The following is a 13,243-nucleotide window of genomic DNA, read 5'->3' as shown; positions in this document are numbered from 1 at the left end:
CTCACCCTTCTGCTTTTAACTCAAACAGTGCATCTCTGAGTTCTGTAGCACGTTCAAAATCTAAAGCTTTTGCCGCTTCTTTCATTTCATGTTCAAGCTGCTCTATTGTACGTGCTCTTTCCTTCTTCGTTAATTTCTTCTTCTGTACGGGTTTTTGTTCCTCATCTGTTTCTAATGTGGCACTGATGACATCACGAATCTTCTTATTGATGGTTGTCGGAGTTATTCCATGTTCTTCATTATATGCTTCTTGTATCGAACGACGACGTGATGTTTCATCAATCGCAAACTGCATAGACTCTGTTATCTTATCTGCATACATAATGACGCGCCCCTGTTCATTTCGGGCAGCACGTCCAATCGTCTGAATCAATGAACGCTGACTGCGCAAAAATCCTTCTTTGTCCGCATCTAATATCGCGACGAGCGACACTTCGGGAATATCCAGACCTTCTCTAAGCAGGTTGATGCCGACCAATACATCAAATACACCTAGTCTTAGATCACGGATAATCTCTATACGCTCTAACGTCTTAATCTCTGAATGCAGGTAATTAACTTTTATTCCAGCTTCTTTTAAGTAAATTGTTAAGTCTTCACTCATTTTCTTAGTAAGTGTCGTAATAAGTACACGCTCATTCTTTTCGATGCGCACACGAATCTCTTCCATCAAATCATCTATCTGATGTTGTGATGGTCGCACTTCTATAATAGGATCCAGCAATCCTGTCGGTCGGATAATTTGTTCCACCATCTCGTCTGTATGCTCAATCTCATAAGGACCAGGTGTAGCGGAAACATAGAGAAACTGATGTCCTTTTTGTTCGAACTCTTCAAACTTCAGCGGACGATTATCCAGCGCGCTCGGCAATCTGAAACCATGCTCTACGAGAACATTCTTTCTCGCCTGATCCCCATTATACATACCACGAACTTGTGGCACCGTAACATGAGACTCATCCATCATGATCAGCCAGTCGTCACCGAAATAATCCAGCAACGTATATGGCGTCGACCCTCTAGGTCTTAAAGTCAGATGTAAAGAATAGTTTTCTATTCCTGAGCAAAAGCCCATTTCTCGCATCATTTCAAGATCGTAATTCGTACGTTGTTCAAGTCTCTGTGCCTCAAGCAGCTTCCCTTCGTCACGAAATTTCTTCAGTTGTTCCTCTAGTTCCTTCTCTATTCTTTCAATCGCAAGCTTCATCTTCTCTTCACGTGTGACGAAGTGACTTGCCGGGAATATCGCAAAGTGCTCTCGTTCTTTCAGCACTTCACCTGTTAAATAATTGATTTCACGTATGCGTTCTATCTCATCACCGAAGAACTCGATACGTATACACTGCTCATCACGAGATGCAGGAAAGATTTCCACAACATCTCCTCGAACACGAAATGTACCACGACGAAAATCTATATCATTACGCGTATACTGCACATCTACAAGCTTGCGTAATAATTGGTTGCGTTCCATCTCCATACCTACACGTACGCTGACAACAAGATCCCGATACTCTTCTGGGTTCCCTAAACCATATATACAGCTGACGGAAGAAATAATAATCACATCATCACGCTCAAATAAGGCACTTGTCGCTGAGTGACGTAACTTATCAATTTCATCGTTAATCGATGCGTCTTTCTCTATAAATGTATCTGTAGAAGGCACATAAGCTTCGGGCTGATAATAATCATAGTAACTTACAAAATATTCAACTCTGTTCTCTGGGAAAAACTCTTTAAACTCACTATAGAGCTGACCTGCTAATGTTTTATTATGCGCCATGATCAGCGTAGGTTTACCGATACGTTCAATGACATTACTCATCGTAAACGTCTTCCCTGTACCAGTAGCACCCAATAACGTCTGATAGCGTTTACCTTCTTTGATTCCTTGTACGATTTTCTCTATCGCATCAGGCTGATCTCCTGCTGGCTGATAGTCTGAATGTATCTTAAAGTCATGATGTTCCATACGTCCCCTCCTCATCGATTTACATTTTACCAAAATATACGCTTAAGGTACAAACATTTGTTCGTAAATCTTCATTCGTTTAACGTGCATCATATGACAAAACCCGATAAACGTATAGACACTATTAAATGTCTTGCATTTACCGGATTCTATTTTGAAAAGTCGTCTTTAGTATTCAACTTCCTATGTTTGATTATCTTTATCCAGGTTGTACATCTCTACGAACAAATAGCCGACTATCAGGCTCAGCGTATCTAAAAACACAATCATCTGTGAATGAAAGAATCCTTTGTAAACAGATACGCCGATAACAATAACCGACAACAGTAATCCTGTATATTTATTACGTACAATCATACTGAAACAAATCACCAGAAATGCAGGTAATGTACATGCTAATATATACCATATCGTCATTATATATTGTCCTTTTGCTGCAAGATTGCCATCGTTATTTCACGCAGTTCAGATCTTGGAATAAATTTCTCCTGAAGCATATCCGGAAGAATATTATCCAGAAAATCCTGCACACAATAAAGGTGCTTGAATTTTATAATCGTTCTTAAACTTTTGTCATAAATTTCAAAGTATAATGGTTCTGGGTTCCGCTTTTGAATCTCTCCAAAAGATTCATATAACAAATCAATCTTATCTGCTACAGACAGAATCTGACCTTCAAGCGTATCGTCTTTACCTTCTTTTAAGCGTTCTCGATATATTTCTCTATAAGCTTCCGGAAACTCACTGTCAATAAACTTACCGATCATTTCTTCTTCAACTTCACTGAATAAGCGTTTCAATTCTTTCGACGCATATTTAACAGGCGTCTTTATATCTCCGGTGAAGATTTCAGGGTAATCATGGTTTAATGCTTTCTCATATACATTTTTCCAGTTAATCTCTGCGCCATGATACTCCTCGACAGTTGCTAAGTATTGTGCAATCTTAGTGACCTTAAATGAATGTGCGGCAACATTATGTTCCTGGTATTTAAATTTTCCGGGACATCGTATTAACTTTTCTAGATCCGACAAACTTTTGAAATATTGATGGACACCCATTGAATCCCTCCTATTGAATCTGCATGATAATTTCTTCTATTTTCTGTTGATTAAGTTCGCCTACATATGTCTTCAACACTTTACCTTGTTTATCGACGAATACCGTCGTAGGAATATTGTAGATTTTATATCGTTTCATCGACGCTTCATCTAACGTGTACATCGGATATGTCGGTTTATAGTTATCGATAAACGCGTCTCTTTTTTCTATTTTATCCTGCACGTTGAATCCAATAAGACCGACATGATTAGGTTTCTCTTTTCCATACGTCACAAGCTCAGGCATCTCTTTCTTACACGGCTCGCACCACGATGCCCAAACATTGATTATCGTAATATCATGTTTTAAAAGTGATGCAATTTCTTTTTTCTGACCATTCATATCTGTAACAGCTATATCACCAATCTGCTTATTATTAAGCGGGTGATTATGTGTCACAATATTACCGGGCTCCTCATTGCCTTTATTAAATTGTATTACAGTATAAATTGAATAAGTTGCTAGTGCAACAAATATAGCAGCTAACAGAATTGTTATCAATCTTCTCATAGGACACCTCATGACATATTATAACAAAAAAATCTTACAACACGAACGGTGTGTAAGATTTAATCATTTTAATATTATTTTATTAGTAAATATATTCAAACTGAGAGCGCTGTGCTTTTGAAATTGTTCTATAAGTCTTCACGCCGCTACGTGGATAGTTCATTTCAGAGACGAGTATACTTCCATTGCGATTGATACGTTCTACAACTGCTGCATGACCATGATAACCTTTTTGAGAAATCATGACTGCACCATATACAGGTGTACGTCTCACTTTATATCCCATTCTTCGTGCATTCGATGGCCAGTATTTTGCACTGTTCCAATTGTTACTTACAGGACGTTTAAGTTGTGCACGTCTATTAAACGCATAATATACACAGCTTCCTTTATAATAATAATTGTATCCAGCTTTCTTTACAGGATTATTGTAAGCATGTGCCTGTTGACTATTTGGATAAATTGCTTCAGTTGTAGTCCCCAGCATGATTATTGCAATTATTGAAAGTATAACTTTTTTCATGTAATATCCTCCGGTTGTTTTATTAGCTAAATAGATATTACCATATAGAAAAAGCGAAAAATCCAATGTAACTTACATGTAATATATGGTTAATACAACTAACATATAATAATTTGATTATTACATAATGATTGCAGCTCCAAGTTAATTGTTAAAATTAAAAAAATCATGGGACAAGTTGTCCCATGACTTATTAGAATCTGTAATATCCTGCTACTGAACCATTTACGTAACTTACTGGACGTTGTCCAATACCTTCAGATGGATTTAAAGCATCGATCATTTGACCGTTACCAATGTATACCCCAACGTGGCTTCCACCATTGAAATATACTAAATCTCCTGCTTGAGGTGTTGAAACACGTGTTCCTGCAGCCATTTGTGCATATGTTGTACGTGGAATTGATTTCCCTTGAGCAGCGAGTACTTGTTGAGCAAATGCTGAACAATCTACTGCACTAGCAGAATTCGCACCGTAAACATAAGATTTTCCTGCCGCTATACCATTTGCGACTTGCGCTACATTACCATTTACAGGTGCTTTATAGCTCTTCGCTGGTGCTTGGTATGACTGTTGCGCTGGTGCTGCCGTTTGCTGTGCTGGTGCTGCCGTTTGCTGTGCTGGCGCTTGGTATGACTGTTGTGCTGGCGCTTGGTATGACTGTTGTGCTGGCGCTGCCGTTTGTTGCGCTGGTGCTTGGTATGATTGTTGTACTGGCGCTTGGTATGACTGTTGCGCTGGTGCTTCAGCTTGTTGTGCTACTGGTGCGTTCGCTTGTGTAACAGGTTGAACTGTTTCTGATTGAACTTTAGCAATAGGTGCTGTCAAGTTTAACTTTGTACCTACTTCAATCGTATCTGAAGTTAAGTTGTTCCATGACATAATATCATTCACTGTTAAATCAAATTGAGATGCGATTGTGTGTAATGTATCGCCTTTTTTAACTGTATAAGTATCAGTATTCTCTACCTTTAATGTTTGTCCCACTAAGATAAGATCGCTATTTAAATTATTTAATGTTTTAAGTGCATCTACGCTTGTACCATTCTCTTGTGCAATCGCCCATAATGTGTCACCTGCTTGAACATGATGTTCACTTGCGTATGCTTGTGAAGCTACTCCTGTAACTGCTGTGATTCCCGCAATCGTAACTAATGCTTTTTTCATTATATGTGTTGCCTCCTGAGTTTTAGTGTTCTTAGTAAATTTCTACAAGACATAATATACCATATCCTTACACAATATCTACCAATGTAATATTTTTGTAATGTAATCGTTATGCTTCTATCATAGAACGTAATTTTCAGAAATATCATTTCATAACGAAAAAAGTAGATGAAATATTAATCATTTCACCTACTTTATATTATTATTTCTGTTTTGCTAAATATGCTGCAACTTTTTTTGCATCTTCGCCATCGACTACTTTTGCTGGCATATTCCCTTTACCTTTAATGATGATATCATGAATTTGCTGCTCAGAGTATTTGCTGCCTACCTCTTGTAGATTCGGCCCGCTTGCACCTTCAAGGTTACGTCCATGACACCCTATACAGGAATTATTTGCATAAATTTCTTGTCCCGGATCAGATGAAGTAGTCTTCTTCTCCGCTTCATCTGATCCGCATGCTGCAAGACCTAATAACGATAAAGTAATGATACCTGCATATAATTTTTTCATTGGTCAGCCCCCTAATTTATGATTACTTTAATTATAGCTTATAATTCATAAAAAAGGAAAATTTATAAAATAATCTTACAACTGACTCTTTAAGTATGCATCGATAAATAAATCTATATCGCCATCCATTACCGCATTTGTATTTCCGGTTTCAGCGTTTGTTCTATGGTCTTTTACCATAGCATACGGGTGGAATACGTATGAACGGATCTGGCTTCCCCAGCCAATCTCTTTTTGTTCACCACGGATGGCTGCAAGCTCTGCTTCTTGTTCTTCTATTTTCTTTTGATAAAGTTTCGCTTTAAGCATCTTCATTGCTTGCTCTCTATTCTTTATTTGAGAACGTTCATTCTGACAGGTTACTACAATACCTGTCGGCTGATGCGTAATACGCACGGCTGAATCCGTTGTATTAACGTGCTGCCCTCCAGCGCCACTTGCACGATACGTATCGATCTTAATGTCTTCTGTATTAATTTCAATCTCAATATTGTCATTGTCAAACTCTGGTGTAACATCACATGAAACGAATGAAGTATGACGGCGTCCGGATGAGTCAAAGGGAGAAATCCTTACGAGACGATGAACACCTTTTTCAGCCTTTAAATAGCCGTAAGCATTATGTCCTTTAATCAGTAAGGTCACACTTTTAATCCCCGCTTCATCCCCCGGTAAGTAATCTACAGTTTCAACTTTGAAACCCTTTTTATCCGCAAATCGTTGATACATCCTTAACAGCATTTCTCCCCAGTCCTGTGATTCTGTACCACCAGCACCTGGATGCAATTCTAATATTGCATTATTCGCATCAAATTCTCCACTCAATAACATCTTAAGTTCAAAGTCATTCGCAATTTGCTGGAGTGTATTGAGCTGCTCGATGAGTTCCTGATGTGTATCCTCATCTGTTTCTTCTTTATACATCTCAAACAGCACTTCACTGTTTTCCAGTCCTTCTTCGAGTGTACTAAACTCCTGAACAACTGATTTAAGTGCATTATTCTTATTGATGATATCTTGAGCCTTATCTCCATCATTCCAGAAATCCGGGTCAGACATCATTTCTTCGTATTCCTTAATACTCGTCTCTTTTTCTTCTAAGTCAAAGAGACCCCCTGAAACTATCAATCTTTTCAGTCAAAGTTTCAAGTGTATTTTTTATTTCAAATTGTTCCAAATCAATTTACCCTCTTCCGTGACAATTTTTATATTTCTTTCCACTACCACAAGGACAAGGTTCATTACGACCGATATCTGGTTCTGATTTAACTTTTGGCTGTTGCTTCACTTTTTCTTTGCCATCATTTGCAACCATCGCTTCACCTTTACCGACTTGTTCTCGTTCTACTTGTTCTCCTCTATCAACGATTGATTTCAGAATGTATTTCGAAACATCATCTTCAATAGATTCAAGCATTGTATCGAACAAAGTTAATCCTTCGTTCTGATATTCACGAAGTGGGTTAATCTGACCATAACTACGCAGGTGAATTCCTGTACGTAACTGATCCATCGTATCGATATGATCTGTCCATTTCATATCAATCGTACGTAACATGATCATGCGTTCAAACTCATGGAACTGCTCCTGCAATTCTACTTTTTGATGTTCATATTGCGCCATAACTTTACTCATTACAATGTCATAGATTTCTTCGTTATCTCGTCGACTAATCTCGTCAACTGATAGTGCGCCTTCTGTCAGATACATATCTTCTGCATAATTTTTAAAAGCTTCATAATCATGTGTACTCTCATCACCGGTAAAGTGGTAGTCCACTGCACGACGCACAGATTGTTCAATCATTGCTTTCACTTGATCTGAACAATCATCTTTCTCAAGGATTTCATTACGTTCCGCATAGATGATCTCACGCTGCTTACGCAATACATCATCATATTCTAACGTACGTTTACGGCTATCATAGTTATTTCCTTCAACACGTTTTTGAGCAGATTCTACAGCGCGCGACACCATCTTAGATTCAATCGGCTGATCATCATTCATGCCGAGCTTTGTCATCATCGTAGACATACGTTCCGAACCAAAACGAACCATCAGTTCATCTTGTAACGACAAATAGAATCTAGAATAACCCGGGTCTCCTTGACGTCCTGCACGACCACGTAACTGATCGTCAATACGGCGAGACTCATGGCGTTCGGTACCGATAACTGCTAAGCCACCGCGTTCTTTAACGCCCTCTCCGAGCTTGATATCCGTACCACGACCTGCCATATTCGTTGCGATGGTCACAGCACCTTTTTGACCTGCATTTTGTACAATTTCAGCTTCTCGTTCATGGTTTTTCGCATTCAATACGTTATGGCGTATCCCTTTTTTCTTTAGCAACTCTGAAATATATTCACTTGTTTCAACTGCCACAGTACCTAATAAGACAGGTTGTCCTTCTTTATGACGACGAATCACTTCATCCACAACAGCATGGAACTTCCCTTTTTCTGAAGCGTAGATCAAATCAGCACCATCAATACGTTGTACGGGTTTGTTAGTAGGGATCTGAGTAACGGCCATATTATAGATATTTAATAATTCTTCTTCTTCGGTTTTTGCAGTCCCGGTCATCCCCGATAGTTTATTATACATACGGAAGAAGTTCTGGAATGTAACAGAAGCCATCGTCTTAGATTCATTTTGAATTTCAACTGCTTCTTTCGCTTCAATCGCCTGGTGTAACCCTTCAGAGAATCGACGACCCGGCATTGTACGGCCTGTAAACTGATCAACGATGACAATCTCGCCATCCTCTACAACATAGTCGATATCCTTTAACATAGCGCGTTGTGCCTTTAAAGCAATGTTAATATGATGCATTAAGTTAACATTCTTTACATCATATAAATTATCAACCTTAAACATACGTTCTGCTTTATCGATACCATTTTCAGTTAACTGAATACCTTTTGTCTTCTCATCATAGTTGTAATCAACTTCATCTTTAAGCATCTTAACAAAGACATTGGCCTGAATGTACATGCTCGTCGATTTCTCCGCTTGACCCGAAATAATTAAAGGCGTACGCGCTTCGTCAATTAAGATTGAGTCAACCTCATCAATAATCGCGAAGTTCAGTGGACGCATAACACGTTCTTCCTTATATGTCACCATGTTATCACGCAAATAATCAAACCCAAGTTCATTATTCGTACTATATGTAATATCACAAGCATAGGCTGCACGTTTTTCTTCCGTAGTTAAACTATTTAAATTAACACCTACCGTTAGTCCTAAAAAATTATATAGGTGAGACATTTCTTCTGCTTGTACACTTGCTAGATACTCATTGACTGTAACAACATGTACACCACGACCTGTAAGCGCATTTAAATAAACCGGCATCGTCGCCGTTAACGTCTTACCTTCACCGGTTCTCATCTCTGCAATGTCACCGCGATGAATTGCCACTCCCCCCATAATTTGTACCGGGAAAGGGAACATTCCTAAAACACGACGTGATGCTTCACGCACTACTGCGTATGCTTCAGGTAAAATCTTATTTAAATAAGCTTCTTGTTGTTTATATTCTTCTATCTTTTGTAATTCTACTTGATATTCTTTCGTTTTATTCTGCAATGCTTCATCTGATAAAGATTTCATCTCTTCTTCGAAAGCCTGCACTTGATCAGCAACTTTTCTCAAGGATTTTACTTCCTTCTTGTTGCCGTCAAACATCTTCTTAATAAATCCCATCGTGTTCTCTCCTTTAGTTACAAAGTACATTTGTATACAACATATAACTATAGCATGTATTTAATTGTAATTGAAATATAAAGGTTATGACAAAAGCGTTATGAGCTATAGCAAAATACAGGATATGCAAAGAAAATGGTTTGTATTTTCTGCATGGCCTGGATTCTGTCGTAAGCTCAGCTTTTGGAATACCGTCAACAAGGTTATGACAAAAGCGTTATGAGCTATAGCAAAATACAGGACATGCAAAGAAAGAAGCCGGAACTGAAGTTCCGACTTCTTTCTTCACTCACTATCGCTCAACTGATGTCTCAATTAATCCATACTTACCATCTTTACGTTTGTAAACAATATTTGTTTCGTTTGTTTCACCATCATTGAAGATAAAGAAATCATGACCTAACATATTCATCTGCAACACGGCTTCTTCTGCATCCATCGGTTTAAGATCAAATTGCTTAGAACGAATGATTTCGATTTCATCCCCTTTTTCCTCTTCAGGTTCAGTACCAGGCAATACAGGGAAAATATCATTTTCCACACCTTTTTCACGGAATTTACGGTTTACTTTCGTTTTATGTTTACGCATTTGACGTTCTAATTTCTCAACGATTAAGTCGACTGCAGCATACAAATCATTATGACGTTCTTCTGCACGCAATGTCACATTTTTAAGAGGAATCGTAACTTCTACTTTAGATTTACCGTCTTGATAAGTTTTAATCTTCACATGTGCATTCGCTTCCGGCACGTTCGTGAAGTATCTTTCAAGTTTGCTAAGCTTCTCCTCGATATAATTTCTGATTGCATCCGTTACAGTGATGTTGTCACCATGAATTTCAAATCTAAACATAAAGCATCGCTCCTTTTGAAACTATTCTTATGATGTTTCTTCCTAACTCTATTTTACCAAATATTCAGGCTCTTGCAAACGCTAACACCTCTACTCGACAATCTTTATTGGATAATAATACACTTGCTGCCTGATGCACAGTTAAACCTGTCGTATAAATATCATCTATTAGTAATATACGTGCTCCTGGTTTTAGCGGTTGTTTCATATAGAAAGGGTTGGTTTGCTGCAGGCGTTCTTTCTTCGTCATTCTGGACTGCTTATCGCGATAATGCGTTCCTAACACATCATGATGGAGTATTTGTGCTGCGTCTAATATTGCAGCAACTTGATTGAATCCTCTATCGTGCAGTCGCGTTTTTGATATCGGCATCGCGATGATATGGTCATACTTTTTAAAGAAGTGCGCTGAGTAATGGAGTAATAATATTTCCGCAAATGCCTTGCTAAGGATATAGTCACCCAGTCCTTTATACTGTAAGATCATAGATTTTACAAAGGGCGTGTAATCAGCAATAGTATAAATTTTTTCTATTTTTACATTTAATTTTGCAAGAAATAGGCAGTCTCTGCATTCCATTTCATCCTCAGCAAGTTTTTTATGACAGTGTTCACAACGTCTCGTATCCATCTTCGTAAATGATGCGGTACACTGTTCACATAAAAACTTCGGCTTATGGAATAATGTATTAATTGTAAGGGTGAGTGGTATCAGCTCTTCACACTGCAGACATCGATTGACCATGCTTTTTATTCATCCTTTTAATTGTTTGTATCGCTCTCGTCATATGGCCGCTTAGGCCTTCGTGAAAGAAGACGACTTCTCCATTCATACTTGCCCCTTTTCTATCGACCCTGCCTGCAATCTGTACGAGGCTGTCCCACGTGAACCTTTCACTATTGATGACCCAGACCGATAAGTTCTCTTGCGTAAATCCACGCTCCAATATGGTCGTTGTAAATATGAAGCGATATTCTCCACATCGAATGGCTTCTACCTTATCATGGCGTTCATCATCATTTGAGTAAACAATCGTCCCATCCGCTTGTAGAGATTCAGGAAGTGCAGCATAATATTTTTCCATTTGCTTAATATCATTAAAGAAGATGAGCGTCGTATTAACAATATCTTTAAGTTTCTGTTCTAACGATCTGCTATTAATTTTGTAATAGTGAAGTTTCGGTAGCGGCAAGGGACGATTATGATATCGTGACGGTAAATAAATATGAGGGAGCTTCATTAAATGTGCTGGTGGTGTGGCTGACAGATAGATGATTGTTCCTTTTTCATGCATAGCTCGTTTAAGTACTTCTGACAGGCGTGGATCGTAGCTCATCGGGAAGGCATCAATTTCATCCACGATAATTAATTCAAAATGCTCATTGAACTGAATAAGCTGCTGCACAGTTGTAACGACGAGGCGACCTGCTGTTAGCCCCTGATGACCTCCGTACAGCACATCAATCTGTATTCTTGGCATATATTCCTGCATGCGTAGTGCTAATTCTTTTACAACGTCAGTTCTCGGTGCTGCAATCGCAACGTTACATCCTTCCTTTCTAGCTTCAACAACTGCCTGCAACATCATTTCTGTCTTACCTGCACCTGTCACAGCATAGAGCAGACTATCTTGATTCTTATGAAACTGTCCTACAATATAATCACTCGCACGCTTTTGCTGGGCTGTAAGTTCGAACGGGAGATGTAGTGTTACAACTTCCGCCTTCTTCTGACATGGTTCAAGTGCTATAAAGTTTTCCGTTGTCGCATAATGAGAGAGACAGGTGCGACAATATACAATCTCCTTCTCTATTCCTTCGTGATAATAGCTATGAAACAAATATTGTTTATCGTTCAGACAATAGTTACAGTGATATTTATTTCCTTTTTTTATTACAGAAGGAATATCAGCATTATCAGTTATATATTGCAGCATATTTACCTCCATAAAAATAAGCACACTTAAATAAGTGTGCTGAAATAATAATAATATGAAAGACTTTACTGAAAAAATTCAAACTTATGGTGTACATAGCCAATACCAAGTGCCTTTTCTCCAACATGCGTACCGATAACCGGACCGAAATAACTTTTAATGACATCTGCATCCGGAAACTGAGATTTCAAATGTTGCATGATCACTTCTGCTTCTTCCTCTGCGTTGGCATGTATGACTACAAGTGTAGCTGGTGCAACTACTTCTTGTTTAATTTTATTCTGGACGAACTGCACTGCTTTTTTCTTTGTGCGAACTTTATCATAAGGAACTATGATCTTATCTTCAAAATATAATATCGGTTTTACTTGCAGCATACTTCCTATAATTGCCTGTGCACCATTAAGCCGACCACCTTTTTGAAGATTCTTCAAGTCATCAACCAGAAGATAAGCATTTGAATGTGCTCTTAACAGCTTTAATTCTTCGATAATTTGTTGTGGTGATAATATATCCTTAAGCTCAGCTGCACGAAGTGTATACATACCTGCTACCATACACGCAATTTCACTGTCAAAGGCATGCATATTGATGCCTTCTACCATCTCTCCTGCAGTAATTGCATTCTGATATGTTCCACTGATCCCGCTTGATAAATGTATCGCAATACAATCCGTATAACCATCAGATTTCAGCTGTTCTAGTAATGTAATATATTCGCCTGTTGTTGGCTGACTTGTCGTAGGAAGCTGTCTCTCAGAACGCATACGCTCGTAGAACTGCGTTGCAGCATATTCAGCTTCAACAAAGACTTGATCTTTGAATATTACATTCAGTGAAATTACGCGTATATCATAACGATCGATCATTTCCTGTGAAAGATAGCTCGTTGAATCAGTAATTATTGCCGTTTTCATTTATACCCTCCATTCCAATACATCCCATTTTAT

The 13,243-nt window shown here is 38.4% G+C and carries 13 protein-coding genes; all 13 read right to left on the bottom strand.

Annotated elements, in window-relative coordinates; translation table 11 throughout:
• Position 1: 1 nt before the first annotated feature.
• A complete protein-coding gene (gene uvrB / locus ACZ2V4_RS05505; RefSeq protein WP_413474444.1) occupies positions 2-1,990 on the bottom strand; it encodes an excinuclease ABC subunit UvrB in 1,989 nt (662 codons plus the stop codon).
• Between the two features lie 168 nt (positions 1,991-2,158).
• Complete coding sequence (locus ACZ2V4_RS05500; protein ID WP_219494086.1) at positions 2,159-2,392, bottom strand: CsbA family protein; 234 nt, start codon at positions 2,390-2,392, stop codon at positions 2,159-2,161.
• Positions 2,392-3,036: a YfbR-like 5'-deoxynucleotidase gene (locus ACZ2V4_RS05495; RefSeq protein WP_219494084.1), complete on the bottom strand. Its 645-nt coding sequence runs from the start codon at positions 3,034-3,036 to the stop codon at positions 2,392-2,394. Before ACZ2V4_RS05495 ends, ACZ2V4_RS05500 begins: the two co-directional genes overlap by 1 nt.
• Positions 3,037-3,046: 10 nt before the next feature.
• The gene (locus ACZ2V4_RS05490) at positions 3,047-3,586 is read right to left on the bottom strand and encodes a TlpA family protein disulfide reductase (RefSeq protein WP_219494083.1); all 540 of its coding nucleotides are present in this window, start codon (positions 3,584-3,586) and stop codon (positions 3,047-3,049) included.
• Positions 3,587-3,668: 82 nt separating this feature from the next.
• Positions 3,669-4,109 (bottom strand): CHAP domain-containing protein, encoded by a 441-nt coding sequence (locus ACZ2V4_RS05485; RefSeq protein ID WP_219494081.1) that lies wholly within the window; start codon positions 4,107-4,109, stop codon positions 3,669-3,671.
• Positions 4,110-4,302: 193 nt separating this feature from the next.
• On the bottom strand, positions 4,303-5,277 hold the full coding sequence (locus ACZ2V4_RS05480) for a LysM peptidoglycan-binding domain-containing protein (protein WP_490514595.1): 975 nt from the start codon (positions 5,275-5,277) through the stop codon (positions 4,303-4,305).
• A gap of 202 nt (positions 5,278-5,479) precedes the next feature.
• Positions 5,480-5,791 carry a cytochrome c551 gene (gene cccB, locus ACZ2V4_RS05475; protein WP_490514594.1) on the bottom strand — a complete coding sequence of 104 codons (312 nt, stop codon included), beginning with the start codon at positions 5,789-5,791 and terminating at the stop codon, positions 5,480-5,482.
• 75 nt (positions 5,792-5,866) lie between these two features.
• Positions 5,867-6,968, bottom strand: a protein-coding gene (gene prfB, locus ACZ2V4_RS05470; protein WP_419895409.1) for a peptide chain release factor 2 whose coding sequence is annotated in 2 segments (ribosomal slippage) — positions 5,867-6,895 and positions 6,897-6,968 — 1,101 coding nt in all. Because the reading frame shifts where the segments join, the coding sequence is not laid out codon by codon here.
• Between the two features lie 6 nt (positions 6,969-6,974).
• Positions 6,975-9,503 (bottom strand): preprotein translocase subunit SecA, encoded by a 2,529-nt coding sequence (gene secA, locus ACZ2V4_RS05465; RefSeq protein WP_413474222.1) that lies wholly within the window; start codon positions 9,501-9,503, stop codon positions 6,975-6,977.
• A gap of 292 nt (positions 9,504-9,795) precedes the next feature.
• Positions 9,796-10,356: a ribosome hibernation-promoting factor, HPF/YfiA family gene (gene hpf, locus ACZ2V4_RS05460; protein WP_219494076.1), complete on the bottom strand. Its 561-nt coding sequence runs from the start codon at positions 10,354-10,356 to the stop codon at positions 9,796-9,798.
• A 64-nt stretch (positions 10,357-10,420) separates the two neighbouring features.
• Positions 10,421-11,101 (bottom strand): ComF family protein, encoded by a 681-nt coding sequence (locus tag ACZ2V4_RS05455; protein ID WP_219494074.1) that lies wholly within the window; start codon positions 11,099-11,101, stop codon positions 10,421-10,423.
• Positions 11,076-12,293 carry a DEAD/DEAH box helicase gene (locus ACZ2V4_RS05450; RefSeq protein WP_219494072.1) on the bottom strand — a complete coding sequence of 406 codons (1,218 nt, stop codon included), beginning with the start codon at positions 12,291-12,293 and terminating at the stop codon, positions 11,076-11,078. The genes ACZ2V4_RS05455 and ACZ2V4_RS05450 overlap by 26 nt, the downstream gene beginning before the upstream one ends.
• A gap of 65 nt (positions 12,294-12,358) precedes the next feature.
• Entirely contained in the window at positions 12,359-13,210 is an 852-nt protein-coding gene (gene fakB1, locus ACZ2V4_RS05445; RefSeq protein WP_219494070.1) for a fatty acid kinase binding subunit FakB1, read from the bottom strand.
• Positions 13,211-13,243 lie beyond the last annotated feature (33 nt).

The organism is Macrococcus sp. CoH-51_TC_04, from assembly GCF_058188655.1.
This window is presented reverse-complemented; position numbering and strand designations above follow the sequence as displayed.